Annotated in this window: 32 protein-coding genes; 13 read left to right on the top strand and 19 right to left on the bottom strand. The window is 46.3% G+C overall.

Annotation, left to right across the window (positions count from 1 at the left end):
- Window positions 1-11: 11 nt before the first annotated feature.
- From IEW88_RS00935 to zapE, 6 genes are all read right to left on the bottom strand, one after another.
- Entirely contained in the window at window positions 12-752 is a 741-nt protein-coding gene (locus IEW88_RS00935; protein ID WP_082335850.1) for a cytochrome c1, read from the bottom strand.
- Window positions 752-2,026 carry a cytochrome b gene (locus IEW88_RS00930; protein WP_053425827.1) on the bottom strand — a complete coding sequence of 425 codons (1,275 nt, stop codon included), beginning with the start codon at window positions 2,024-2,026 and terminating at the stop codon, window positions 752-754. The genes IEW88_RS00935 and IEW88_RS00930 overlap by 1 nt, the downstream gene beginning before the upstream one ends.
- Window positions 2,026-2,616: a ubiquinol-cytochrome c reductase iron-sulfur subunit gene (gene petA / locus IEW88_RS00925; RefSeq protein WP_053425826.1), complete on the bottom strand. Its 591-nt coding sequence runs from the start codon at window positions 2,614-2,616 to the stop codon at window positions 2,026-2,028. The genes IEW88_RS00930 and petA overlap by 1 nt, the downstream gene beginning before the upstream one ends.
- Before the next feature lie 405 nt (window positions 2,617-3,021).
- A complete protein-coding gene (gene rpsI / locus IEW88_RS00920; protein WP_008899943.1) occupies window positions 3,022-3,414 on the bottom strand; it encodes a 30S ribosomal protein S9 in 393 nt (130 codons plus the stop codon).
- A 12-nt stretch (window positions 3,415-3,426) separates the two neighbouring features.
- Complete coding sequence (gene rplM, locus IEW88_RS00915; RefSeq protein ID WP_046519663.1) at window positions 3,427-3,855, bottom strand: 50S ribosomal protein L13; 429 nt, start codon at window positions 3,853-3,855, stop codon at window positions 3,427-3,429.
- Window positions 3,856-4,031: 176 nt separating this feature from the next.
- The gene (zapE, locus tag IEW88_RS00910) at window positions 4,032-5,126 is read right to left on the bottom strand and encodes a cell division protein ZapE (RefSeq protein WP_053425825.1); all 1,095 of its coding nucleotides are present in this window, start codon (window positions 5,124-5,126) and stop codon (window positions 4,032-4,034) included.
- Between the two features lie 124 nt (window positions 5,127-5,250).
- On the opposite strand from zapE, the gene IEW88_RS00905 reads away from it, so the two are divergent.
- From IEW88_RS00905 to IEW88_RS00895, 3 genes are all read left to right on the top strand, one after another.
- Complete coding sequence (locus tag IEW88_RS00905; RefSeq protein ID WP_147903096.1) at window positions 5,251-5,703, top strand: Z-ring associated ZapG family protein; 453 nt, start codon at window positions 5,251-5,253, stop codon at window positions 5,701-5,703.
- Between the two features lie 80 nt (window positions 5,704-5,783).
- Window positions 5,784-7,145 (top strand): Do family serine endopeptidase, encoded by a 1,362-nt coding sequence (locus IEW88_RS00900; protein ID WP_147903097.1) that lies wholly within the window; start codon window positions 5,784-5,786, stop codon window positions 7,143-7,145.
- Between the two features lie 183 nt (window positions 7,146-7,328).
- A complete protein-coding gene (locus IEW88_RS00895) occupies window positions 7,329-8,315 on the top strand; it encodes a trypsin-like peptidase domain-containing protein (protein WP_229670211.1) in 987 nt (328 codons plus the stop codon).
- 62 nt (window positions 8,316-8,377) lie between these two features.
- Here the strand turns inward: IEW88_RS00895 and murA are convergent, their stop codons facing one another.
- From murA to IEW88_RS00860, 7 genes are read right to left on the bottom strand one after another with little or no spacing between them, the layout of a single operon-like run.
- Entirely contained in the window at window positions 8,378-9,640 is a 1,263-nt protein-coding gene (gene murA / locus IEW88_RS00890; protein ID WP_147903098.1) for a UDP-N-acetylglucosamine 1-carboxyvinyltransferase, read from the bottom strand.
- Between the two features lie 9 nt (window positions 9,641-9,649).
- Window positions 9,650-9,907 (bottom strand): BolA family protein, encoded by a 258-nt coding sequence (locus IEW88_RS00885; protein WP_053425821.1) that lies wholly within the window; start codon window positions 9,905-9,907, stop codon window positions 9,650-9,652.
- Complete coding sequence (locus IEW88_RS00880; protein ID WP_185148525.1) at window positions 9,897-10,208, bottom strand: STAS domain-containing protein; 312 nt, start codon at window positions 10,206-10,208, stop codon at window positions 9,897-9,899. Before IEW88_RS00880 ends, IEW88_RS00885 begins: the two co-directional genes overlap by 11 nt.
- Window positions 10,195-10,860, bottom strand: coding sequence for an MlaC/ttg2D family ABC transporter substrate-binding protein (locus IEW88_RS00875; RefSeq protein ID WP_053425819.1), 666 nt, complete (start codon window positions 10,858-10,860; stop codon window positions 10,195-10,197). The genes IEW88_RS00880 and IEW88_RS00875 overlap by 14 nt, the downstream gene beginning before the upstream one ends.
- A 2-nt stretch (window positions 10,861-10,862) precedes the next feature.
- Window positions 10,863-11,330 carry an outer membrane lipid asymmetry maintenance protein MlaD gene (gene mlaD, locus IEW88_RS00870; protein ID WP_053425818.1) on the bottom strand — a complete coding sequence of 156 codons (468 nt, stop codon included), beginning with the start codon at window positions 11,328-11,330 and terminating at the stop codon, window positions 10,863-10,865.
- A gap of 3 nt (window positions 11,331-11,333) precedes the next feature.
- The gene (gene mlaE / locus IEW88_RS00865) at window positions 11,334-12,116 is read right to left on the bottom strand and encodes a lipid asymmetry maintenance ABC transporter permease subunit MlaE (protein ID WP_053425817.1); all 783 of its coding nucleotides are present in this window, start codon (window positions 12,114-12,116) and stop codon (window positions 11,334-11,336) included.
- Window positions 12,113-12,916, bottom strand: a complete 804-nt coding sequence (locus IEW88_RS00860) for an ATP-binding cassette domain-containing protein (protein ID WP_053425816.1) — start codon at window positions 12,914-12,916, stop codon at window positions 12,113-12,115. Before IEW88_RS00860 ends, mlaE begins: the two co-directional genes overlap by 4 nt.
- A 437-nt stretch (window positions 12,917-13,353) precedes the next feature.
- Between IEW88_RS00860 and IEW88_RS00855 the strand changes: the two genes are divergently transcribed.
- From IEW88_RS00855 to IEW88_RS00810, 10 genes are read left to right on the top strand one after another with little or no spacing between them, the layout of a single operon-like run.
- Window positions 13,354-14,322: a KpsF/GutQ family sugar-phosphate isomerase gene (locus IEW88_RS00855; protein ID WP_147903099.1), complete on the top strand. Its 969-nt coding sequence runs from the start codon at window positions 13,354-13,356 to the stop codon at window positions 14,320-14,322.
- Complete coding sequence (kdsC, locus tag IEW88_RS00850) at window positions 14,322-14,879, top strand: 3-deoxy-manno-octulosonate-8-phosphatase KdsC (RefSeq protein WP_147903100.1); 558 nt, start codon at window positions 14,322-14,324, stop codon at window positions 14,877-14,879. Before IEW88_RS00855 ends, kdsC begins: the two co-directional genes overlap by 1 nt.
- On the top strand, window positions 14,876-15,430 hold the full coding sequence (gene lptC, locus IEW88_RS00845; RefSeq protein ID WP_053425813.1) for an LPS export ABC transporter periplasmic protein LptC: 555 nt from the start codon (window positions 14,876-14,878) through the stop codon (window positions 15,428-15,430). Before kdsC ends, lptC begins: the two co-directional genes overlap by 4 nt.
- Window positions 15,420-15,917, top strand: coding sequence for a lipopolysaccharide transport periplasmic protein LptA (lptA, locus tag IEW88_RS00840; RefSeq protein ID WP_053425812.1), 498 nt, complete (start codon window positions 15,420-15,422; stop codon window positions 15,915-15,917). The genes lptC and lptA overlap by 11 nt, the downstream gene beginning before the upstream one ends.
- Window positions 15,914-16,636 (top strand): LPS export ABC transporter ATP-binding protein, encoded by a 723-nt coding sequence (gene lptB, locus IEW88_RS00835; RefSeq protein WP_053425811.1) that lies wholly within the window; start codon window positions 15,914-15,916, stop codon window positions 16,634-16,636. Before lptA ends, lptB begins: the two co-directional genes overlap by 4 nt.
- A gap of 47 nt (window positions 16,637-16,683) precedes the next feature.
- Window positions 16,684-18,177, top strand: a complete 1,494-nt coding sequence (locus IEW88_RS00830; protein WP_147903101.1) for an RNA polymerase factor sigma-54 — start codon at window positions 16,684-16,686, stop codon at window positions 18,175-18,177.
- A 25-nt stretch (window positions 18,178-18,202) separates the two neighbouring features.
- Entirely contained in the window at window positions 18,203-18,490 is a 288-nt protein-coding gene (gene hpf, locus IEW88_RS00825; protein ID WP_046520423.1) for a ribosome hibernation promoting factor, read from the top strand.
- A gap of 25 nt (window positions 18,491-18,515) precedes the next feature.
- The gene (gene ptsN, locus IEW88_RS00820) at window positions 18,516-18,971 is read left to right on the top strand and encodes a PTS IIA-like nitrogen regulatory protein PtsN (protein WP_221411352.1); all 456 of its coding nucleotides are present in this window, start codon (window positions 18,516-18,518) and stop codon (window positions 18,969-18,971) included.
- Window positions 18,968-19,825: an RNase adapter RapZ gene (gene rapZ, locus IEW88_RS00815; protein WP_053425809.1), complete on the top strand. Its 858-nt coding sequence runs from the start codon at window positions 18,968-18,970 to the stop codon at window positions 19,823-19,825. The genes ptsN and rapZ overlap by 4 nt, the downstream gene beginning before the upstream one ends.
- Window positions 19,815-20,093 carry an HPr family phosphocarrier protein gene (locus IEW88_RS00810; RefSeq protein ID WP_147903103.1) on the top strand — a complete coding sequence of 93 codons (279 nt, stop codon included), beginning with the start codon at window positions 19,815-19,817 and terminating at the stop codon, window positions 20,091-20,093. Before rapZ ends, IEW88_RS00810 begins: the two co-directional genes overlap by 11 nt.
- A 19-nt stretch (window positions 20,094-20,112) precedes the next feature.
- Here the strand turns inward: IEW88_RS00810 and IEW88_RS00805 are convergent, their stop codons facing one another.
- The 6 genes from IEW88_RS00805 to IEW88_RS00780 are packed head-to-tail and all read right to left on the bottom strand — an operon-like array spanning window position 20,113 to window position 25,875.
- The gene (locus tag IEW88_RS00805; RefSeq protein ID WP_147903104.1) at window positions 20,113-20,445 is read right to left on the bottom strand and encodes a Na+/H+ antiporter subunit G; all 333 of its coding nucleotides are present in this window, start codon (window positions 20,443-20,445) and stop codon (window positions 20,113-20,115) included.
- Between the two features lie 10 nt (window positions 20,446-20,455).
- Window positions 20,456-20,725 carry a K+/H+ antiporter subunit F gene (locus IEW88_RS00800; RefSeq protein WP_147903105.1) on the bottom strand — a complete coding sequence of 90 codons (270 nt, stop codon included), beginning with the start codon at window positions 20,723-20,725 and terminating at the stop codon, window positions 20,456-20,458.
- Entirely contained in the window at window positions 20,725-21,234 is a 510-nt protein-coding gene (locus IEW88_RS00795; RefSeq protein WP_147903106.1) for a Na+/H+ antiporter subunit E, read from the bottom strand. Before IEW88_RS00795 ends, IEW88_RS00800 begins: the two co-directional genes overlap by 1 nt.
- Complete coding sequence (locus tag IEW88_RS00790; RefSeq protein WP_147903107.1) at window positions 21,234-22,724, bottom strand: monovalent cation/H+ antiporter subunit D; 1,491 nt, start codon at window positions 22,722-22,724, stop codon at window positions 21,234-21,236. Before IEW88_RS00790 ends, IEW88_RS00795 begins: the two co-directional genes overlap by 1 nt.
- A complete protein-coding gene (locus IEW88_RS00785; protein WP_053425803.1) occupies window positions 22,721-23,077 on the bottom strand; it encodes a Na+/H+ antiporter subunit C in 357 nt (118 codons plus the stop codon). Before IEW88_RS00785 ends, IEW88_RS00790 begins: the two co-directional genes overlap by 4 nt.
- A complete protein-coding gene (locus IEW88_RS00780; protein WP_221411353.1) occupies window positions 23,077-25,875 on the bottom strand; it encodes a monovalent cation/H+ antiporter subunit A in 2,799 nt (932 codons plus the stop codon). Before IEW88_RS00780 ends, IEW88_RS00785 begins: the two co-directional genes overlap by 1 nt.
- Between the last annotated feature and the right edge of the window lie 225 nt (window positions 25,876-26,100).

Raw genomic sequence — 26,100 nt, 5'->3', positions numbered from 1 at the left:
CACTACAGTCCTTAGTGGACATCTCTCCAGTACTCTTTCTTCAACAGGAAAGCGAAGATAAAGAAGATACCTAAGAAAATCAGAACTTTAATACCTAAGCTACGCGATTCCAGTTTGGAAGGCTCGCCGACGTATTCCAGATAGTTCACCAGGTCAGCTACTGCACGGTCGTATTCTTCCGTACTCAGTTCACCTGAACCATCGGTCTTAATACCTACATCCACTTCTGTTGGCACACCATCGACCAAACGTGTTTCAGTAGCTTTGTAAGGAATACCTTGCAGCTCCTGTAACACGTGTGGCATACCGACCAGAGGGAATACTTCATTGTTCACACCGAATGGACGGCTTGGGTCCGCATAGAAGGTGCGCAAGTAAGTGTAAATCCAGTCTGGACCACGCACACGGGCTACGTTAGTCAAATCTGGTGGCGCAGCACCAAACCAGTTCGCCAGGTCCGCTTTAGGAGCTGCGTTTTTAATATGGTCACCCACTTTATTCGCAGTAAAACCTAAAGTTGCCATACCTACGTCATCAGGGATCCCTAAATCACGGAAAGTACGGGAATAGCGCTGGTACTGCATCTGGTGGCATCCTAAGCAGTAGTTCTGGAACATACGAGCACCACGTTGCAGTGACTCTTTGTCCGTCAGATCAATAGGTGCTTTATCTAAATGCACAGTATGACCACCAGCTGCCATAGCTGCGCTGGATGCTACCAGCGCAAGTACAGTAAATAACTTTTTAATCATCAGGATAACCTCACTGGCAACGGCTTGGTTTTCTCGTTTTTACTGTAGAACCATAACAGACCAAAGTAAGCAAAATAAGTAAACGAGAAAATCTGCGCTAACAAGGTATAAGTTGGAGTCGCAGGTAACACACCCAACACACCCAAGACCACAAAGCTGATACAGAACATAGTCAAGTTAGCTTTGTGCAGATTGCTACGGTAACGAACTGAACGAACCGGGCAACGATCTAACCATGGCAATAAAGCCAGGAAGATAATAGCCAGGAACATAAAAATTGCACCAAACAGCTGATCAGGTACAGCACGTAAAATGGCGTAGAAAGGGGTGAAGTACCAAACCGGCGCTATATGATCAGGGGTCTTCATCGGGTTTGCCGGTTCAAAGTTTGGCGGCTCGAGGAAGAAACCACCACCTTCTGGCGCAAAGAAAATAACCCAGCAGAAAATAAACAGGAAACCGACCACACCTACTATATCCTTCACCGTGTAGTAAGGATGGAAAGGAATAGCATCAACGATAATCTTCTTACCGCCTTTAGTAAAATACTGATGGAAAGTAAATTTGTCAGACACATTGTCTTCAATTTTCTCACCGGTATTTTCACGTTTTACATCAATACCGTCCGGGTTGTTTGAACCCACTTCATGCAGAGCGATGATGTGCAGGAACACCAGAACCACTAACACCAATGGCAGAGCAATAACGTGTAATGCGAAGAAACGGTTTAAAGTAGCGCCTGAAATAACGTAGTCACCACGGATCCACAAGGTTAAATCATCACCAATCACCGGAATAACACCGAAGATAGAGATAATAACCTGAGCGCCCCAGAACGACATCTGGCCCCATGGTAACAAATAACCCATAAAAGCTTCAGCCATTAAGACTAAGAAAATCAGCATACCGAAGATCCACAGCAGTTCCCGTGGTTTCTGGTAAGAACCATACATCATGCCACGAAGCATATGCAGGTAGACCACAACAAAGAAGGCAGAAGCACCGGTGGAGTGCATATAACGCAGCAACCAGCCGTAGTCGACATCACGCATGATGTATTCAACAGAAGCAAAAGCGCCCTCAGCTGTAGGAACAAAGTTCATGGTTAACCAAATACCGGTCAGGATTTGGTTCACCAGTACTAACATGGCTAAAGAGCCAAAGAAGTACCAGAAGTTAAAGTTTTTTGGCGCTGGGTACTGCATCACATGGAGGTTCATCTTCTCCATAAATGGCATGCGGTACTCAATCCAGCTCATAAAGTTTTTAAACATTAAGCTGTCCCCTCATCTTCACCAATCAAAATGGTGGTGTCATCGACAAACATATAAGGTGGGATCATCAGGTTTTTAGGCGCTGGAACGCCAGAGAACACGCGACCAGCCATATCGTAGGTAGAACCATGGCATGGACAGAAGAAACCAGAAGGAATGCCTTCAACCTGAGCATCGAAATCTTTCATCAAGTAAGTTGGTGAACAGCCCAGGTGAGTACAGATCCCCACAGCAACAAAAATTTCAGGCTTTTTCGAACGATGATCGTTTTTAGCGTAATCAGGTTGTTGCGGTTCTTCTGAGGCAGGGTCACGAAGTTTATCTACTGATTTGGTCAGACTTTCCAGCATAGCTGGTGTCCGTTTCACGATCCATACTGGCTTACCGCGCCACTCAACCCGTATTAGCTGCCCGTCTTCGAGTTTACTAATGTCAGCGGTGACTGCAGCACCAGCTTGTTTAGCTTTTTCACTCGGATTCCAGGAAGCAATAAAGGGAACAGCAGCTCCAATCGCACCAACCCCACCAACTACAGAAGTTGCTATGGTCAGAAAGCGACGGCGACCATGATCTACAGGCGCATTGCTCATCCACTCATCTCCACGTTAAACGCTTAAATGTTGATATTTTAAGCGGCTGAATTACAGCGATTATTATAAGTTGAAAAATACGGCGGATCATAATGAAAAGCCCTGCTTTACACAAGGATTTAGCCGAATTCTCTTTGTTCTGGCATCAGTTTTTCGACGAAATACGAAACCAGAATAGTCAGTAAAACTTTGCATCACCATGTTTTAACCTGAAAAAGACCTTTCTGCCATGATCAAGCTCAACAGTAGCAGATTTCATGCAAAGAAAATTCACCGCTATTGGAATCCGTCTCAAGCAAGATAATTCTGAATCAATAGTGATGCAGCTCTGAGGCGAAGCAGGTAGTGAAAAGCAGATAATAAAAAACCCGGTACAAGACCGGGTTCTTTGCAACAAAAAACGAATTAACGTTTTGAGTACTGTGGACGCTTACGAGCTTTATGCAGACCCACTTTCTTACGTTCAACTTTACGGGCGTCACGAGTGACGAAACCAGCTTTACGTAATGCAGGGCGCAGAGACTCGTCGAACTCCATCAGAGCGCGGGTGATACCGTGGCGGATTGCGCCAGCCTGACCAGAAATACCACCACCTTTAACAGTGACGTATAAGTCAAACTTGCCTACCATTTCCACTAACTCTAATGGTTGCATAACAACCATACGAGCAGTTTCACGACCGAAGTATTCAGTGATAGAGCGTTGGTTGATAACGATGTTACCTGAACCTGCTTTGATGAATACACGAGCTGTAGAGGTCTTACGACGACCAGTACCGTAATATTGATTAGTTGCCATGTTCTGCTCCGATTAGATATCTAAAACTTGCGGTTGCTGAGCAGCATGTTGATGCTCGGCGCCTGCATATACTTTTAACTTACGGAACATAGCGCGGCCCAGAGGACCTTTAGGCAACATACCTTTTACGGCTGCTTCCAATACCATCTCCGGCTTCTTCACAAGCAGTTTTTCAAAGTTAATTTCTTTGATACCACCTGGGAAACCACTGTGAGAGTAGTACATTTTGTTTTTTGCTTTGTTACCAGTGACTGTCACTTTGTCAGCGTTTACAACGATGATGTAATCACCGGTGTCAACGTGTGGAGTGTACTCTGGCTTGTGCTTTCCGCGTAAACGAAGAGCGATCTCAGTTGCGATACGACCAAGTGTCTTACCTGTTGCATCAACAACGAACCAGTCACGTTGCACGCTTTCTGGCTTAGCAGTAAAAGTTTTCATCTAAAAACTACCCAAAAAAAATAACACTGTTACACCTAACACAATCTTCATTGTGTCGCTTATCGCACCCCTTCGAGTACATAAACTGCCAGGCTACGGCAGTTTCAGGCTGTAACGTGGGCCGGCCGCGGATTATATAGTAACCAATGATAAAAAACAGCCATTTAACGAAAAAATTAAGGTAAATGTTGTTTCGCCAGATAATCATGCGATTGCATTTCCTGCAAACGACTTAAACAGCGCTTAAATTCAAAGGATAAAATGCCTTCTGTGTAAAGTTGTTCCATAGGCACTGCGGCTGAAATAATCAGTTTAACGTGACGTTCATAGAACTCATCAACCAGGGCGATAAAACGTCTGGCGACATCATCACGGGTCTGTCCCATCTGCGTCACATTGGACAACAATACAGTGTGATAACACTTACTCAATTCCATGTAGTCGTATTGGCTGCGAGCTGTCTCGCAAAGTTCTGGGAAATCAAACCAGATAATGCCATCGGCCTCTTTGCGGCTGGTTAAAGTCCGGCCGGCAATTTCAATCTGGGCCTTATCCTGACGCGGTTCAACCGATAGTGCCAGGAAGTATTCAGCCAGATTGCTGTCGGCTTTTTCATCCAGCGGCGAATGATAAATTTCAGCCTGAGTCAAAGTACGAAGCCGGTAATCGATACCACTGTCGACATTGACAGTTTCAGTGTATTGCTTGATCAGTGCTATTGCGGGCAGAAAGCGCGCACGTTGCAGACCATTGCGATACAAACCATCCGGCTCGATGTTCGAGGTTGCCACCAGTGTAATACCGCGGGCAAACAGTTCTTGCATCAGGGTGCCTAAAATCATCGCATCGGTGATATCTGAGACAAAAAACTCATCAAAACACAAAATATCGGTTTCAGCTTTAAAGCGATCAGCCACTATTTTTAACGGGTCCGAAACGCCAGGCAAAGATTTCAGCTCCTGATGCACCTTATGCATAAAGCGATGAAAGTGGATACGTAGCTTGCGAGTTGTCGGCAGGCACTCATAAAAGGTGTCCACCAGATAAGTTTTCCCCCGGCCTACCCCGCCCCAGAAATAAAGTCCTTTCAATGGCTCTGTTTTGGGCCTTTTTCCCAGCAATTTATCGAAGAAACCTTGCTTAACAGGTTTATCCTGCACAAATTGCTGATACAGACGTTCCAGATGTTGCACCGCATTTTGCTGGGCCGCATCAAACAGAAAATCATCACGTTTGAGGTCTTGTTGATATTTTTGCAGTGGTGTAGTCATGCCGGATATTGAAAAATAAGCCAATTAACCCTAAATAATGGCCGTAATAGTAACATGCCTTACCACTCTGGATAAGAAGATAGGTTAAACTATTGTTGAACTAACTAATTTTTCAGGAGTTGTTATGACTGTTACTTTTGCCTTGGCCTGGTTAATAGCTGGCTTAGTGGTTGGCATAGTGGCAACCCGCTTGTACTGTTTGCGTCAATTTAATCAAAGCAAACTTCAGGTGGAGCTAAACGAAACCAAACAACAGCTGCAACAATATCGTAGCGATGTGACAGAACATGTGGAAACGACCCATCAACTGATGAGTCAGCTCCACGAAAACTACGAAAAAATTGCCCGCCACATGGCGCAGACCAAGATGCAGTTGATCGAAAGACCAACTTTTGATAACCGCAGTGAGCTGAATTATTTCTCAGCTGACACTACGGCACAAATACGCCAGTCGATCCACAAACTGGATGAGCGTCGCAAAGTAAAGGATGAACCATCCTATCAACCGCTGGATTATTCCAATACCGCCAGTGGTTTAATGAAAAATAAAACTGAGCAAAACTCATCGGACAACTGAACTTTTCGACTGGTAAAGCATTCTTAGTGACGTCATCTGTACCTTAGTGAAGTCACTTGTACGAAGGAGCATTACCTACTATGAAGTCGCAGTTATCTTTAGTCAGTATCAGTATTTTTGCCGCTTTACTGCTGGCGCAGCCTGCGCCAGCTCAAGCCAAGTTGCCTTTTTTTGGCGCAGGCGATCAGGAAATGCCTAGTCTGGCTCCTATGTTGGAGAATGTAACTCCAGCTGTTGTAAACATCTCAGTGGCAGGTAGCCGCGAAGTACGTCAGCGCTTGCCTGGTGCTTTAGAGCAATTCCTCGGTCGTGGTGGTGAGCTACGTCAGGAACAACCTTTCCGTGGTTTGGGTTCAGGTGTCATCATTGATGCCAAAAAAGGCTATGTAGTCACCAACCACCATGTGATCAACGAAGCCTCTGAAATTCAGGTGACCTTAAAAGACGGTCGCAGCTTTAAAGCCAAAAAGATTGGTGAAGATCCTGAAAGCGATATCGCACTACTACAAATCGAAGCTGAAGATCTGACTCAAGTCGCTTTGGCCGACTCGGATGCCTTAAAAGTGGGTGATTTCACTGTGGCCATAGGTAATCCTTTTGGTTTAGGCCAAACCGTCACTTCAGGTATTGTCAGTGCCCTGGGCCGCGGTGGCTTGGGTATTGAAGGTTATGAAGACTTTATCCAAACGGATGCCGCCATCAATAGTGGCAACTCAGGTGGCGCTTTAGTCAATCTCAAAGGCGAACTCATCGGTATTAACACAGCGATCCTGGGACCGAATGGCGGCAACATCGGCATTGGTTTCGCTATTCCAGCCAATATGATGAAAAACCTGGTGGCCCAATTTATTGAATATGGCGAAGTGCGTCGCGGTGCTTTAGGTGTAAGGGGTGGCGACTTAAACGCTGAAATAGCTAAAGCCATGAAAGTGAAAGCCAATAAAGGAGGCTGGGTGCAGGAAGTTATACCTGGTTCGGCGGCCGATAAAGCGGGTTTGAAAAGTGGTGACATTATTACTCATCTGAACGGTAAGCAGATTGATTCTTTTACCGAAATCAGAGCTAAGATCGCCACTTTAGGCGTAGGTAAAGAAATTAGCTTGGGTATCTTGCGCGAAGATAAAGCCATGACAGTAAAAGTGACACTGGAAGCGGCTGAAGCAACTACAGCAGAAGCTAAAACACTACACCCTATGCTGGAAGGTGTCACCTTAAGTGATGGTAAAACCCCGGATGGTGAAAAAGGTATTGTCATAGATGAAGTCGCTGCGCGATCACCAGCTGCTGCTTTAGGGCTGGAGAAAGGTGACGTCATTGTCGGTGTTAGCCGCGGCCGTGTGACAACCACTAAAGAGCTACGTGAGATACTGAGTAAAAGCTCTGGCGTGATAGCGCTGCAGGTACAACGCGGTGAACGTATCCTTTATGTACTAATACGTTAACTTTTTGCAGTAGCAAGCCTGTGGCTTGCTACTGCTCCCGTTATTTTAGTGTTATGCTTGCAAAATCTTTCAGTTTCTTAATTTCTTCCTGTGCCCAAACTTCTGATAAGTCTATTAAAAAGTGTCGCTTACGGTCTGGCAATCGCTATGCTGTGGCTGGTCTTTTTCAACCAGGAACAAGGATTGAAGCTGAATTTTTGGCAGCAAAAAGAGCAGCTGCCTGCGCCTGTTTCCTATTCTAAAGCAGTACGTGCTGCAGCACCTGCAGTGGTCAATGTCTATACCAAAAGCACCACTCAAGACCCACGTTCTTACCAAAGCCGTACTATAGAGCGCCAGGAACTGGGCTCTGGTGTCATTATGAACGCTCAGGGTTATGTACTCACAAACTACCATGTGGTCTATGGTGCTGATCAAATTTCTGTAGCATTGCAGGACGGTAGAGTCTTTGATGCCGTGCTGATTGGTCAGGATCAATTGACGGACTTAGCCGTACTCTATGTTGAAGCAGATAACTTGCCTGTGATACCGCAAGATGCCAGTTTAGAGCCTCAGGTGGGTGATGTAGTGCTCGCGATAGGTAACCCATTTAACTTAGGCCAGGCTATTACTCAAGGCGTGATCAGCGCAACAGGCCGCGCCGGGTTAAGCCCTGCCAATGGTTATGCTGACTTTATGCAAATGGATGCAGCCATTAATGCCGGTAATTCTGGTGGCGCTTTAATTAACAGCAATGGTGTTTTAGTTGGAATCAATACTGCGGCTTTTCAGCGGCAGCGTAATCAGGACATTCAAGGGATATTTTTTGCAGTACCCTATCGTTTAGCCAGCAATGTATTGCAGAAACTGATCCAGCATGGTCGGGTGATCCGTGGTTATTTAGGCGTCAGTGGTGATCCCGTGGTCAACCCTGCCGGCGATCTGATGATATCCACAGCGCAAACCTTATTTGGTGTGAAAATCAGCGCCATAGAACCTTTAAGCCCTGCAGCTATAGCAGGTTTACAGGTCGGCGACGTGTTGCAGAAAATCAATGGTGAAACACTGACCAGCGTGCATCATGCGCTGGATTTAATAGCCGAAACACCACCTGATACGACTTTGCAAATGTCCATCGAACGCGGTGGGAAAGCTTTGACTGTGCCAGTGGTGATCAGAGAACTGAACTAAGCATTCAAGCGGACACAAAAAAGCCAGTGACTAGCACTGGCTTTTTTGTTTAAAGCAACAGATCAGGCTGGAGCATTGATGCGCTGAATATTAGCGCCCAAACCTTTTAGCTTGTACTCGATTTGCTCGTAACCACGGTCGATATGGTAAATACGATCAACCACTGTCTCTCCCTCAGCTACTAAACCTGCAATCACTAAGCTGGCGGAAGCTCTTAAATCGGTTGCCATCACCTGAGCGCCCATCAGCTTATCTGTATGCTTAATCAGCGCTGTATTGCCTTCCAGCTGAATATCTGCGCCCATACGTTGTAACTCAGGCACATGCATAAAGCGGTTTTCAAAAATGGTTTCAGTCACCATACCTACACCTTCAGCCACCACATTCAACACAGTAAACTGTGCTTGCATGTCGGTAGGGAAACCTGGGTGAGGTACTGTTTTTACATTGACTGATTTTAAGGTTCGGCCTGTCATGTTCAGACGGATCCAATCCGGTCCGGTAGTCACGTCAGCGCCAGCTTCCCGTAGTTTCTCCAGCACGACTTCAAGTTCAGCTGGCGATGCATTTAAGCAGGTGACATCACCGCCTGTTACAGCAGCTGCAACTAAAAAAGTACCGGTTTCAATCCGATCAGGTAATACAGTGTGACGTGCGCCGTGCAGCTTTTCTTTACCGGTAATACGGATGGTATCAGTGCCTGCGCCCTGAATATCCGCACCCATAGCAATCAGATACTTGGCTAGGTCCACCACTTCAGGCTCACGTGCAGCGTTTTCAATGATAGTTAAACCGTCAGCCAGCACCGCAGCCATCATCAGGTTTTCAGTGCCTGTGACACTGACTATATCCATGAAAATATGAGCCCCCTTTAAGCGGGTCGCTTTGGCTTTGATATAGCCAGCTTCCACTGTGATCTCGGCACCCATTTTGCGCAGACCATCGATATGAAGATTCACCGGACGTGCGCCAATGGCACAGCCGCCAGGTAAGGACACTTCGGCATGACCGAAACGGGCTAACAAAGGCCCTAAGGCCAAAATAGAGGCGCGCATGGTTTTCACCAGCTCGTAAGGTGCCATTTGACTATGAATAGCAGTTGCATCCACTGTCACCTGATGGTCATCACGGCTAACGTCAGCACCAAAAATACGCAACAATTTAAAGGTGGTATCAATGTCTTTTAATACAGGAACATTGCTAAGCACCGAAGGCTGCTCTGCCAGAATAGTGGCAAATAAAATAGGAAGTGCGGCGTTTTTAGCGCCGGAAATAACAACGTCACCTTTTAAAGTGGCGCCGCCTGAAACCAGAAATTGTTGCATTTTTAACTACTATACAGGTGGGTTAAGTAATTTTTCACGGCGCCATTGAGTCGGCGTGAAGGTTTTTATTGAAACAGCGTGAATACTACCATCAGCAATAGCCGCCATCAAAGGGGCATAAATCATTTGTTGCTGCTTCACCCGGCTCACACCGTCAAAACAGTCACCTATTGCCGTCACAGCGTAATGATTGCCTTCGGCTTTAACATAGACTTCAGCCAGCTTTAATTCTTCGGTTAACAGTTGCTCAATGTCATTACACTGCATGGCCTTTATCCTCTTTTTCTAGTGGCAACAAAGCCAACACATCTGACAACTGCGCCAGAGAAATTAACTGCTCCGGCACACGACGCATTTGGATAGTCAAACCCAGTTTAGTAGCTTGCGCCACCTGATGTAGTAACCAGGCAAGACCTGCTGTGTCCACTAAAGCCAGTTCGCTGAAATCAAACACTACAGTGCCATTCAATTTTTTTAATAACTTAAATGGCCACTGGGTTGGCACTGTGTCCCGGTCTAAAGCTCCGGTAAAAAACAGAGTCTGTTCTTGCTGACTAATTTTTAGCATCATTACCCTGCAAAGGAGCTGTGATAGGAGCTTTTGATTTTTCGATTAACAGTGCGGTGACGCTGGCTAAACCTTGTTGACGGATCAGGTTACCCAACTCAGCTCTTTTGCTGTCCAGCAGAGAAATGCCCTCAGCCACCATGTCAAACACCTGCCAGTTTTGAGCATCTTTAGCACGGCGCAGTTTAAACTCGATATTGATATCTGGTTTGCCCGGATCAATAACGCGGGTTTTGATGGTGACAATATTCTGATTACCTACGGCTTTGGCTGGTTCAAAAATTACTTTTTGATTTTTGTACTGGGTCAGAGCACCAGCATAAGTCGCCACCATATAATCTTTAAAAGCCACCACAAAAGCGTCACGCTCTTCTGGTTTGGTTTGTTTGATGTAGTTGCCTATCACGCGAAACGCGGCATAACGGCTATCAATGTAAGGTACCAACTCTTCATTGACGATAACGCGTAAATGCTCCAAATCTTTTTGGATCACAGGTTGATCAGCAGAAATACGGCGAAAGGTTTGATCCGCTACAGATTCAATCATTTTGTACGGGTCATCATAAGTTTTTACTTCAGCGGCGCTAGCCTGAGCAACCAGCCCAAAAGAAATCAGCGCAGTAGCTGCGATTTTTACCAGCAAATTTTTCATGCTTAGTTACTTCCTCTATTAAATAAGAATTGGCCAATCAACTCTTCCAGTACGATAGCCGACTTGGTGTCCTCTACATAATCACCACTTTTCAGAATGCTGACTGTTTCGTCGACAAAACCAGGTTGTAACCCTAAATACTGTTCACCCAATAAACCTGAGGTCAAAATAGCCACTGAGCTGGTTTCAGGAAAATTGTTGTATTGGCTGTCAATTTCCATCGCCACTACAGGTGAGTACTCTTCAGTATTCAATTCAATAGAACGCACACGCCCCACAACCACGCCTCCTACCTTAATAGGAGAACGCACTTTTAAGCCGCCAATATTTTCAAACTTGGCATACAGCATGTAAGTCTGACCAGAGCCTGTCATACCGCTGTTCGCTACTTTCAGAGATAACAACAAAAAAGCGGCGATAGCCAGAGCAACAAATAAACCTACCAACACTTCGATTCTGCGAGATGTCATTTTTTATCCACCAAACATTACAGCTGTTAATATAAAGTCAAAACCTAAGACCGCTAAAGAAGAGGTGACTACTGTCTGTGTGGTCGCCTGACTGATCCCTTCAGAGGTTGGAACCGCATCAAAGCCTTTATGTAAGGCTATCCAGGTCACAATCAAGGCAAAGACAACACTTTTAATCACACCGTTCAGAATATCCTGCTGGAAGTCGACATTGGCCTGCATGGCTGACCAATAACCACCACCATCCACACCTAACCAGTCCACACCCACCAGATGGCCACCTAAAATACCTACGGCAGTAAAGATCAAAGCCAGTAATGGCATGCTGATCACACCAGCCCAAAAACGGGGAGCGATAATACGGCGCAGCGGGTCCACAGCCATCATCTCCATACCGGAGAGCTGCTCTGTTGCTTTCATCAGGCCAATTTCAGCCGTCAAAGCACTACCTGCGCGCCCCGCAAATAATAACGCTGTAACCACAGGGCCTAACTCACGCAGCAGGCTCAAAGCCACCAAGGGGCCTAACATTTGTTCAGCGCCAAATTTAGACAGTACAGTGTAGCCTTGTAACGCCAGCACCATACCGATAAACAACCCCGACACCAGAATAATCAGTAAAGACAGCACACCCACCACGTACAACTGCTTTAGCAACAAAGGAAAACTTTTGCGCGGTGTTGGCCAGGCAATCAGGGCACCAAACAACATTAAAGTTGCACGACCCATACCCTGGATTTTAGCAATACTGTGCTGTCCGAGTTGCTGTAACTTATCCACTATCACTTCGCTAACTCCATTAATTCAGTACTGTAATTGGCTGCTTTAAAGTGGAAAGGTACAGGACCATCAGACTGTCCCTGTAAAAACTGTTGCACTAAGGCAGAAGGATGAGCGCGAAGTTCATCTGGCGTGCCCTGCCCTATCACTTTTCGTTCAGCGACTACATAAACATAGTCGGCAATACTCATCACTTCATTCACATCGTGGGATACAACCACAGAAGTTAAGCCCAAAGCGTTATTCAGTGAACGGATCAAGCGCACTATCACGCCCATTGAGATAGGATCCTGTCCGGCAAAAGGCTCATCGTACATAATAAATTGCGGGTCCAGTGCAATGGCACGGGCCAAAGCCGCTCGTCGCGCCATACCGCCAGAGAGCTCTGCTGGCATTAAATCGCGAGCACCACGCAATCCTACGGCCTCGAGCTTCATCAACACCATCAAACGGATGATGTCTTCAGGCAAGCGGGTATGCTCGCGGATAGGAAAAGCGACATTGTCATACACAGACATCTCACTGAACATGGCGCCACTTTGGAACAACATGCCCATTTTTTGCCTGGCTTTGTACAAATCTTTACGACTAAGCTGCGGAATATTCTGACCATCGACCAGAATTTTGCCCTGTTCAGGTTTTAGCTGACCACCGATAAGACGCAATAATGTGGTTTTACCAATACCACTTGGCCCCATAATGGCGGTGACTTTGCCACGCTGAAACTGCATGCTCATGTCGTCATAGATCACACGGTCACCGCGTTTAAACGTCAGGTGCTGAATGTCTACCAGAATATCTGACACGTTGATCCTCGTTGATAAAAAACAGTAGCGCGTATCGCTAAAATTAAAGGCGCGCAATATACCTAGGCACAGCAACGACTTCAAGCGAAGCGGATTCACAGAGGCCTGCTATTGTATAGGTTTTTCGCCACAACAACCTTATAAAAAATAGTAACAACTGATTGCAAAAACAGAATAATGTGATTGTTTTACGTAATCTTTTGCATTTAGGTCAGAGAAGCACGAAAATATCAGCCTCTGTGTATGGGCATAAAGTGTGCCGCGCTGAAAATGAATCGCAGCTTAATATTTCAGCTCTGCCTTGCCTAAGTGATTGGTTTTGCACATAGCATCTAAACAATAGCGTTGAATAATCACGCAGATTTTCTTACTGGATCCTTTCCACAGAACTACAGATCCAACTAAGTTGGCAATGGCTATTAAATGGGGATTTTTGCATGACTCTGGATTTTCGCCCTCAGGCTCTACAGGTATTACAGATTGAAGCCACAGCAGTCACCCAACTGGCCGCTTACATAGACGAGAGTTTTAATTCGGCTTGTCAGATGATGTTTGACTGCACAGGTCGGGTTATTGTCATTGGCATGGGTAAATCGGGTCATATTGCCAATAAAATTGCAGCCACCTTAGCCTCCACCGGCACACCAGCATTTTTTGTGCATCCGGCTGAGGCCAGTCATGGCGACTTAGGCATGATCACTAGTGACGATGTGGTGCTTGCCATTTCCAACTCAGGTGAAACCGCAGAGGTTCTGGCTATAGTGCCAGTACTAAAACGTCGTGGTATCAAACTGATCAGTATGACAGGTCGCCCTGAATCGACTTTAGCTACCTTATCCAATGTCCATCTCTGTGTTCGGGTAGAACAGGAAGCTTGTCCTTTAGGACTGGCCCCTACAGCCAGCACCACAGCAACCTTGGCTATGGGTGATGCAATAGCGGTAGCACTATTGGATGTGCGGGGCTTTTCTGCTGATGACTTTGCTTTATCTCATCCGGGTGGCAGCTTAGGGCGTCGTTTGTTATTACGATTGGAAGATGTGATGCACAGTGGTGAGGCATTGCCAGTTGTTCATCACCAGGTCAGTCTGAAAGAAGCACTATTGGAAATATCCCGTAAAGGTTTGGGCATGACGGCTATTGTCGATGATGCCGGCAAACTGGCAGGTTTATTTACCGATGGCGATTTACGCCGCGTTCTGGATCAACAAGTCGATTTACATCAGGCCAGTATTGCCAGTCTGATGACCAAAAACTGTATCACGGCTAAACCTGCTATGCTGGCGGCAGAAGCCTTACAAGTGATGGAACAACGAAAAATTAACGGGCTTATCGTCGTCAATGAGCAACAACAGCCTGTAGGTGCGCTGAATATGCATGATTTATTAAAATCCGGAGTACTCTGATGTCGTCTTTATTTTCACAGATGTATCAAGCCATCAGCCCGGAGCTGGAACAAAAAGCGCAGCACATCCGTTTATTGATTTGTGATGTCGATGGTGTGTTTTCTGACGGCCGTATTTATATGGGCAACCAGGGCGAAGAACTCAAAGCCTTCCATACCCGCGATGGCTACGGCATTAAAGCGCTGCGTCATGCCGGTATTGAAGTGGCTGTGATTACTGGCCGTCGTTCAGAGATAGTGCAGCAACGTATGACCTCACTGACCGTACCTTACATTTATCAGGGGCAGGAAAATAAACTCGCTGCTTTTGCTGAACTCCAGCAAATACTGGGACTCCAAGCGTCACAAATCGCCTTTATTGGTGATGACTTAGCGGACTGGGCCGTAATGCAACACTGTGGATTAAGCGTTGCAGTTCAGGATGCACATCCTTACCTTGTGTTGCATGCAGACTACCGTTGTCAATTACCCGGGGGTTTTGGTGCAGTACGTGAACTTTGCGATTTGCTACTGACCGCTCAGGGCAAATTTGCTGAATTTTCAGGAAGTAGTACATGATCCGTCAATTCCTCTGGTTAGTGCTGATCGTAGCGGGTGCTGCGGGTTTTTACAGTTGGCAACTGCTGGATCAGGAACAAAGCGGCACGCCAGCCAATCAGGACAGTCAACCTGATTATGTGGCGCAAGATCTGACCCGGATGATTTACAACGAGGAAGGCCATCTGTCGGATTTAATCCGGGCTCAACGCATGGAACACTTCGAGCGCTTTGGTTTTTTACAATTTGATTTCCCTATCTACACCATTTATCAGGAAAAAGTGCCATTATGGCAAGTGACAAGCGAGCAGGCTGTGCTTTATCCTGACGATAAACTTATTCTTGAACACAGAGTGGAACTGCGCAATATGGCGACAGACCCACTCTTTACCCGAATAGAAACCAATGCAGTTGAGCTATTGTTCAACAGCAATACGCTGCAATCGAGCGAACAAGTGCGGATTTTTGGGCTGGGTTTCCAGATCACAGGCCAAGGCATGCAGGCCGATTTGAACGCACAGAATATAGAGCTGAAAAAGCATACTAAAACGGTTTATTACAATGAAAAGTAACATTATTTTATTGAGTATCGCTCTGACATTCAGTAGCGTCGTTCAGGCAGGACCTGATGATTTCAAAAAAGAAATTCAGGTCGGTTCCGATCGCCAGTTTGGCTCGATCAAAGACAAGGTGATGACTTTTGTCGATAACGTCAAAGTAGAGCAAGGCAGCTTACTGATTGAAGCTGACAAACTTGAAGTCATTGCCAGCGCGGGGAAAGGCAAAGAGGTGTTTATTGCTTCAGGCCAACCAGCCACCTATTCACAGCTGCTCGATGGCGAAAAGCCAATCAAAGCCAGTGCGAATGAAATCCGCTACGACGTAGCCAATGGCACGCTGGTGCTGACTGGTAATGCGGAACTGAGTCAAAATGGCAGCATGGTGCAAGGTGCAGTGATTAAATACAACCTTGAAAAACAAGAGCTGGAAGCGGAGTCTGACGGTAAAAAAACCGAACGAGTGACGACTGTGTTCAGCCCGGAAGGAAAACAAGAATGAAGTTAGTCGCGTCCCATCTGGCTAAAAGTTATAAAGGCCGTCAGGTGGTCAAAGACGTCAGTCTGGAAGTGAATGCAGGTCAAATTGTCGGTTTACTTGGGCCAAATGGTGCTGGAAAGACCACAACCTTTTATATGATTGTCGGCTTAGTCCCTTCCGATAAAGGCGAAATCACTTTGGATGGCAAAGAGATCACTTTTGATCCCATTCATGCCCGCGCCCGTTCCGGCATTGGCTACCTGCCGCAGGAAAGCTCAATATTCCGCAAACTAACGGTCTACGACAACCTGCTGGCTATTTTGCAGCATCGCAAAGATTTAACAGAAGAGCAGCGCGAAGAAAAAGCAGATGCGCTGCTGGACGAATTCCATATAGGCCATATCCGTAATAGCCTGGGCATGAGTTTATCCGGTGGTGAACGTCGCCGGGTGGAAATCGCCAGAGCATTGGCCGCAGATCCGGCATTTATCCTTTTAGATGAACCTTTTGCTGGTGTTGATCCTATTTCAGTGTTAGATATTAAAAAAATCATTCAGCATCTGTGCCAACGAGGTATAGGCGTGCTGATCACTGACCACAATGTGCGCGAAACTCTTGATGTCTGTGAAATTGCCTATATTGTAAGTCATGGAGAACTGATTGCTGCAGGTACCCCGGCTGAGGTTTTAGCAAACCAACAAGTTCGTGATGTCTACCTTGGTGAGCAATTCAGGTTATAGTTTAAAACAACATCCGAATAGGGTTGTTTGGAGAAAATAAGAAGTACATGAAACCGTCTCTGCAACTTCGTCTTGGTCAGCAGCTCACAATGACTCCGCAATTGCAGCAAGCAATTAAACTGCTGCAATTATCTACCATTGAACTGCAACAGGAAATTCAGGAAGCGCTGGATGCTAATCCTTTGCTTGAAGCTGAAGACGACTATGCTGTATTTCAGGAACCTTCCTCTAAAGATCTAAATCATGGCGCCGAGTTTGATTCCGCTGACTACGACAGCAGCCATGATGAGCACTACGAACCTGAAGTCAAAGACAGCAGCGAAGCGATGTCCGAGCAAAACATCAAAGAAGATTTGCCACTGGATAGCCATTGGGATGATTTAGTCAGCGCAGCCCCTGTAGCAGGCGCTAATAACTTCAATGGCGATGAAGATACGGTGTTTCAGGGCGAAACCACAGAAAGCCTGCAGGACTATTTACGTTGGCAAATGCAGCTGACACCTTTTTCCGACACTGACCGAACCATTGCCGAAATCATCATCGAAGCGATCGACGAAAACGGTTTACTGACGATAGACACAGACGAAATTCTTGAGTCTTTGGGCATGCCTGATGTGGAAGCGGACGAAGTCGAAGCGGTAATCAAACGTATCCAGTTATTCGACCCTGTTGGTGTCGGCGCACGCAGCATTCAGGAGTGTTTATTGGTACAACTGCGCCAATTCGATGCTAAAACGCCTTATCTGGCGGAAACCCGGCATATTATTAAAGAATATACTGACTTTTTAGCCAACAGAGATTTCCGTTCTCTGATGCGTGTGACTAAACTCAAAGAAGATGATTTAAAAGAAGTGATGCGGCTTATTCACAGCCTGAACCCACGACCTGGGGCAGATGTGATCCGACAAGAACAGTCCTATGTGGTTCCGGATGTTTCGGTGGCGAAAATTAAAGGACGCTGGATGGTTGAGCTCAACCCTGATGCGATGCCAAAAATCAGAATAAACGAGCAATACGCCGCCATGTCACGTAACGCCCGTAACGCATCGGATGGTCAATTTATTCGCTCCCATTTGCAGGAAGCCAAGTGGTTTTTAAAGAGTCTGGAAAGTCGCAACGAAACTTTATTGAAAGTGGCCAACTGCATAGTGCAGCAACAACAGGCTTTCTTTGAGCACGGTGAAGAAGCCATGAAACCCATGGTGTTAAACGATGTTGCAGAGATGGTGGGCATGCATGAATCAACTATTTCCCGTGTCACCACACAAAAATATATGCACACTCCCAGAGGAATATTTGAACTTAAGTTCTTTTTCTCCAGTCATGTAAGTACAGAGAGTGGCGGTGAATGTTCATCCACCGCAATCCGCGCCTTTATAAAAAAATTGGTGGCGGCGGAAAATCCTGCTAAACCTTTGAGTGATAGCAGGATGGCAGAAATACTGTCAGAACAAGGGATTAATGTCGCACGGCGTACCATTGCCAAGTATCGTGAAGCCTTGTTTATTCCGCCGTCTAATCAGCGCAAGAGCTTGCTTTAACAGCTCTAAAAAGAAGGAAGAGTCTATGCAAATCAACTTAACTGGTCGTCATGTAGAAATCACTGAAGCACTGAGAGAGTACGTCGATAGCAAATTTTCCAAACTTGAACGTCATTTTGATCATATTAATAATGTACATGTAGTGCTGAACGTGGAAAAATTGAAGCAGATTGCAGAGGCTAAGTTACACCTCAATGGAGGTGAAGTATTCGCTGTATCGGAAGACGAAAATATGTACGCTGCGATAGACCAGTTGATCGATAAACTGGATCGCCAAGTTATTAAACATAAAGAGAAAATTTCTCGTCATTGATTCTGAAACTATGAACCTGAGCTCAATGTTATCGGAGGACTGCACCAAGAGTGCGGTCCTTTTTAATAGTAAAAAACGCATTCTGGAATACATAGCTGAACTGGCACATCAGCGTTTACCGGAAGTTCCTGAGTACAACATACTCGAAGCCCTGATGAGCCGTGAGAAACTCGGCTCCACCGGTATTGGTGGCGGTATTGCTATTCCGCATGGCAAATTAAAGAATGTCACTACCCCTTTGCTGGTGTTTGTGGTCAGCAAGGATCCAATACAGTTTGATGCTATTGATAACCAGGCGGTGGATATTTTCTGTGCCATCCTGATCCCGGAAAATCAATGCCAGACGCATTTATCTACCCTGTCCGGCATAGCCCGCATGCTCAGTCAGAAAGACTTCACCAAGAAAATCCGTCACAGTGCCAACAGCCACGATTTGTACCAGTTGCTGATGGTCGGTGCTGAACAGGCGATGGCAAAATGAAGTTATTGGTCGTCAGCGGTCGATCGGGTTCGGGCAAATCAGTTGCCCTGCGCGTCATGGAAGACCTTGGTTATTATTGTGTAGATAACATCCCGGTTAATTTACTACCAACTCTAGCCAATGCGGTGATGGGGCAATATGAGCGGGTCGCTGTTAGTATCGACGTGCGTAACTTGCCACAAGACCCTGATGAGCTGACCGATATTCTGTCGTACCTGCCGCACAAAGTTGACCTGACCATTCTTTACCTCGACGCCGACCATACCAGCCTGATTAAGCGCTTCAGCGAAACCCGTCGCTTGCATCCGCTGTCGCATCAGGCCATGTCACTGGATGAAGCCATACAACGCGAACAGCAGCTGCTGGACCCCATCTCCAGCCGTGCAGATTTGTATCTGGATACCACAGAGCTGAACGTACATCAGCTGGCAGAGCAGCTTAGAGAGCGTATACTGGGGCAAAAAACCGGCCGGTTGGTGATCTTGTTTGAATCCTTTGGCTTTAAATACGGTATTCCTAAAGACGCTGACTATGTATTTGATGCGCGCTTTTTACCAAACCCACATTGGGAACCAGAACTGAAGATCCTGACAGGATTAGATAAACCTGTACAAAACTATCTGTCATCTCAAGCGGTAGTGGCTCAATATATCTGGCAAATCAATCAGTTTATCGGTACCTGGTTACCGCATTTAGAACGCAACAATCGCAGCTATCTGACGATTGCCATAGGCTGTACCGGCGGACAACATCGTTCTGTGTACATCGCCGAGTCTCTGGCAGAAAGTTACCGTTTACAGCGCGAAGATGTGCAAATCCGTCACCGCGAATTGGTAAGACATCATGGCCGATAAATTTCAAAAAACTGTCACTATCGTCAATCAATTAGGTTTGCATGCCAGAGCCGCGTCCAAACTGGTACAGTTATGTCGTCAGTTTGATGCCAAAATTGAGTTACAGCAGGAAGGCCAGGTTGCAGATGCCAGCAGTGTTCTGGCGCTATTGATGCTGGCGAGCAGCAAGGGTAAAACTCTGGAAGTCTGTACCGAAGGCGCTCAGGCGCAAGAAGCACTGAGTGCTGTGGTGGCTTTGATTGAAAACGGTTTTGACGAAGAAAACTAATACCAAATTGCAGCTGCTGTTACAGCTCAGCGTTTTCTCGGCCTGATGTTTGTTTTGCACTAGCCAGTTTTAAATGCAATGCCGCTTTAATTAGCATATGAGCGGTAATAGGGGCTGTAATAAACAGAAACAGCGCTATCAATAATTGCTGCATACTCAACTCGCCTTTGACGAAGTTAAAATAAGCCATAGAAGCCAGAACTAAAGCACCTAAACCTAAGGTGGTGGCTTTAGTTGGCCCGTGCAAACGAGTATAAAAATCCGGTAGTTTGACCAGAGCGACTGAGCCCATCAATACAAACAATGACCCCGCCACAGCCAGGATGGCTACCAACCATTCAGTCATGCTCATCTGTTACTTCCTATTCAATGATATCGCCGCGCAATAAAAACTTACACACAGCGACAGTGCTGACAAAACCCAGCATGGCGATCAGTAGCGCCACTTCAAAGTTTAAGCTGGTGCCAAGATAAATTCCGTACAACAGCAGCAGCGCTATACTGTTGATATACATAGTATCCAGTGCCAACAAACGATCCACCACTGAAGGTCCGCGAATAGCAGCATATAAATTCAGCAGCAAAGCCAAACCGACCACCACAAAACAGCCTTGAAGTATTAAAGTCAGCATTAAAATATCTCCTTTAATGGCGCTTCATAACGTTGCTTCACCTGTTCAATCAGCTCTGCTTCATCGGCTAAATCCAGCACATGCAGCAGCAGAAAACGCGGCTCTGCACCTTCTGCATTCAGTGGCAACACATCTGCACTGACAGTGCCTGGTGTTAAAGATACAGTGCTCGCTAGTATGGTAATAGCCAGATGGTCGGTTAAATCCAGTGGTACTGTGACAAAAGCAGGTCTTAGCTTTTTATTAGGACCAAGTACAAGACGAATCACCTGCAGGTTAGCGATAACAATGTCCCACATTACCATCAGACCATAAGCCATAGCTGCGCCAGGCTTTTTGATACCGGGTTGGATCAGGCGAAATTTATGGATAAGCAATGGGATCAGCCAGGCCAGTAATAGACCAAAAAACAGATGGATCAAAGCCACACTGTTATTTAGTAATAACCAGACCAGAAATAAAAACAAGCTTCGGACAGGGGTTGGCCACCAGTTCTTCAAAGACAACATCAGAAGGCTCCCGGACTAAGAGTAGCAATTTGCTGTAGTTGAGCTGCTGCGGCCTGACACCAGGCCGTTAATGGTCCGGCAAACAGGCTTAATAACGGGCTTGCAATCACCAGCAACAGCAACGCACTGGCACGACGACGCCCCGCCAGACGAGCTTCAACATCTGAGCCAGACACCTGCCAAAATAAGATGCTTCCTGCTCTGCTCAGTGCGATCAGCAACATCAGACTGCTACCTAATAAAAAGGACCAATACCACAACATGGTGCTGCCTTGAGGTACAGCCTGCAGTAGTAATAGCTTACCGATAAAACCTGAAAATGGCGGCATGCCTACTACACTGAGCGCGACCACTATAAAGGCTGTGCCTAATAACACAGGCTGAGCCATCTTGCGCCCGTTGACCAGCCGGTCTCCAGCTTTGCCACGCTGGTTCGCAATTAAGTCTGCCAATAAAAACAAAGCCGCGGTCGCCAGAGTTGAGTGCACCAGGTAATACAACAGCGCCTGTATAGCCTCCGCTGTGCCTAAAGACAAAATAGCCACCAAAGAGCCTACAGAAACTATCACCAGATAGCTCGCCATTTTACGCAAGTCTTCACTGGCTAACACGCCGAGCACTCCCATCACTATGGTCAATAAGCCGGTCCACCACAGGACAGGGAACACCCAGTCAGCGACAAAACCTGCATCCTGCAACACCATAGCAAAAACCCGCAATAAGCTATAAATACCCACTTTGGTCATAATAGCGAATAAAGCAGCCACTGCAGGGGATGCGGAAGAATAGGCATTGCCTAACCAAAAATGTAAAGGCATCACTGCCGCTTTTAAGCCAAACACCACCAGCAGTAGTGCGACAGCGGCCTGTAATAATTGAAGTTGCGTGTCTGACAAAGTCGCAACCTTGGTGCCTAAATCCAGCATATTCAAAGTGCCTGACGCACCATAAATCAGTGCAAGGGCAAACAAGAACATCGCAGAACCAACCAGATTTAGAATCACATAATGCACTGCGGCTTTGGTTTTAGCTTTACCACCGCCGTGGATCAGCAAAGAGTACGAGGCAATTAACAGCACTTCAAAAAACACAAACAAGTTAAATAAGTCAGCAGTTAAAAAGGCGCCATTAATACCCATCACCTGGAAATGTAATAAGGCATGGAAAAAAGGGCCGTTTTCGTCTTCACCACTGCTGGCATATAAACTGGCGGCTAAAGCTAACACAGAGGTCAGGCACAACATTAAACTGCTGACCTGATCTAATAACAAACTGATCCCAAAAGGTGCTGGCCAGTTACCCAGTTGATAAAGTTGGGCTGGGGTATCTGAGCTCTGCAGCACCAACAGCACACTTAGCAACACCAACACTGCAGAACCTCCGACACTTAAGCAGCGGCGTAGTAACAAGTTCTGATCAAAAGGCGGCAGCATCGTCAGCAGAGCCACTAACAAAGGCCAGAGAATAGGCAGGATAATCAAATGGTTCATGACGAAGCCCCCTGTCGGGTATTTTTCGCTACCGGCAATTTACCGTCGACATGATCATTACCTAAATCAGCGCGGGCGCGGATAGACAACACCACCAGAAAAGCCGTCATCGCAAAACCAATGACGATGGCGGTTAATACCAAGGCTTGAGGCAAAGGGTCAGCATAGTCTTCTGTCGCTTTAAGCACAGCGCCAGCTCCCATCTTTAAACCACCACTGGCAAAAATGAATAAATTGACGGCGTAAGACAACATAGTCAGCCCCAGCATCACGGCGAAGGTTCTGGCCCGTAAAATCAGAAAGACGGCACTGCAGGTTAAAACCCCTATGATGATTGCAACCAGTAATTCCATTAGTTTTGCCCCTCATGCACAGGTCTGTGGTCTGTGGTCATTTTACCCAGATTGGCCAAAATCATCAGCGTAGACCCTACTACCGTCAGATACACTCCCAAATCAAAAGCTATAGCGCTGGCCAGCTCAATTTCGCCTAAAAGCGGTAGCTGGAAGTAATCAAACCAGGAGGTTAAAAAAGGTCGCTCAAACAGCCAACTGGCGGCGCCTGTCAGAGATGAAATCAATACGCCAGCTGCTACCAGTCTGTGGTATTCCAGCGTCAGTCGCTGTTTGACCCAATCCACGCCTTGAGCTACATACTGCAGAATAATAGCGATAGCTGTAATTAAACCTGCTACAAAGCCACCACCAGGTAAGTTATGGCCACGGAAAAAGATATACACCGATACCAACAGTGCTAAAGGCAATAAAGCCTGCGACACTACAGCCAGCAGCATAGGGTGTTTATCCAGCGCCCATTGTCGCCCCTCTGCATCTGAACTGGGTTTAAACAAAGGCAAACGGGTTAATAATTTAAAAATACCTAAAGCGGCTATACCTAATACCGTAATCTCGCCCAAAGTATCAAAACCACGGAAATCAACCAGAATCACATTAACAACGTTATATCCACCGCCGCCCGTTTTAGCATTGATGAGAAAAAAATCAGAGATCCGCTGCTGCGGTTCCAGCATCATGGCGTAACTCAAACTGCCAATCACTACACCACAGACAGAGGCAATAGCACCATCGCGAATAAGTCTACCCGCATTGGATGCCCTGCTGATTTTATGTGGTAGAAAAAATAGCGCCAACATCAATAGCACTATGGTCACCACCTCAACAGACAACTGAGTCAGTGCTAAATCCGGCGCGGAAAAACGCACAAAAATCAGTGTCACCACCAACCCTACGATAGAAATCATCACCAGCGCTAATAATCGCTGACGTTGACATAACACAGTAGCAAAAGCGGCGATAATCGCCACCAACATGGCGGCCAGCATTAAAGCGTCTATCGGCAACATAGCAGTATGTCGGGTAAACTGACCCATTTGTTGCAATGGCCAAATCAGCAGCACCACTACAATCAAAAACATCCACAACAAGTAGCGTTGTAATTCAGCCGACTCAAACCTTTGATGCCAACGTTGCGCATTGTTCAATAAAGCTTTTATTTTTTGTTCAAACAACTGCAGAGGATTCAGCTCTGGCAACTCGGCCTGGAAACGAAATAAGTGCTTGCGATTCGAGTACAACAAAATACCTAAGGTCATCGCCATTACACTCATCAGCAGTGGCAAATTCACACCATGCCAAATAGACAAACTGTATTGTGGTAAAGGCCCGCCCAGCGCGGCACTTGAGGCTACGGCCAGTAAATCCCCAACTATGTATTGAGGAGCCAAGCCAACCAGAATACAAAGCGCAACCAGTATTTCGACCGGCACCCGCATATAACGAGGCGGTTCATGCGGAGTGCGGGGTAAGCCCTTCGGCTGACCATTAAAAAATACGTCATGAATGAAGCGGGCCGAGTAAGCGACGGATAAAGTAGCGGCCACTGTCGCCAGTACCGGAATTAACCACGACAAAGCCCCTAATACATCCTGGTGTAAAGTTTCAGCGAAAAACATCTCTTTGGATAAAAAACCATTGAGTAAAGGCACCCCAGCCATAGACGCAGAAGCTACCATCGCAAGCGTGGCAGTGACAGGCATAAATTGCCAGAGACCATTGAGTTTTCGCATATCCCGCGAGCCGGACTCATGGTCAATAATACCAGCGGCCATAAACAACGAGGCTTTAAAAATAGCGTGATTAATAATATGAAAAATTGCCGCCACTGTGGCCAGATCGGTATCTAAGCCAAGTAGCAAGGTAATTAACCCCAAATGACTAATGGTCGAATAAGCCAGCAGCCCCTTCAAATCATGTTGAAATAACGCCAGGTAAGCACCAACTAATAAAGTGGTCATGCCGGTGATCGTCACTAACAGAAACCATAAATCTGAGCCAGCTAACAACGGATACATTCGCGCCAGCAAAAAAATACCTGCTTTAACCATAGTGGCAGAATGTAAATAAGCACTGACCGGAGTCGGTGCAGACATCGCATTGGGTAACCAGAAATGAAACGGGAATTGAGCTGATTTAGTAAAAGCTCCCAACAACACCAGAATAAGAATCACCGGATAGAGGCTATGCTGTTGCAGTACGTCAGCTTTAGATAACAGTACATCCAGCTCAAAACTACCCAACACTTGACCAATAAGCAAAATGCCAGCCAGTAAAGCTAAACCACCAAAACCTGTGATAGTTAATGCCATACGGGCACCGCTTCGCGCGTCTGCTCTATGCCACCAGAAACTGATCAGTAAAAAAGAACTGATACTGGTCAGCTCCCAAAATAGCCAAAGCTGTAATAAGTTATTCGATAAAACGATCCCCAGCATGGCGGTCATAAACAGCATCAAAAAACCGTAAAAACGTGCCATCGAATCTGTGACAGCCAGATAATATCGGGCGTATAAGATCACCAATAAACCAATACACAAGATCAGTAGTGCGAACAGCAGAGATAAGCCATCCAGCCTAAAGCTTAGTGACAACCCCAAGGCTTCGACCCACGGCATTTGGTAGAATAAGGTTTCACCGGAAAAAATGGCAGGTGCAAGCTGCAGAACAACGGCTAAAGCTGCTGCGGGTAGTATCGCTGTAGCCAAAGCACTATAACTACGCGACCAGCTTTTTGTCAGCACTGGCACTACTGAACCAATCAAGGGAAGTAAAACCAGAAACAGAAGTTCAATCATGTATTTGCGTCCTCTTTGCAGGCTCAGTCAGCTCCAACACAAAACAACCTGAGCAGTATGCCAAGCAGCACATTCTATTGCGCCAGACAGAGGGTGAAATACCCCAAAAATCTTACATGCCGTACTTTATACCTGTATGGATAAAGGCTGTCCAGACGTTCTGACCTATGACAAGCTGAAGAGGGAAAAACAACGGATCAGAGGGATAGCCCCCTGATCCGTAAC

The organism is Rheinheimera tangshanensis (genome assembly GCF_014645135.1).
Taxonomy (GTDB): Bacteria; Pseudomonadota; Gammaproteobacteria; order Enterobacterales; family Alteromonadaceae; genus Pararheinheimera; species Pararheinheimera tangshanensis.
This window is presented reverse-complemented; position numbering and strand designations above follow the sequence as displayed.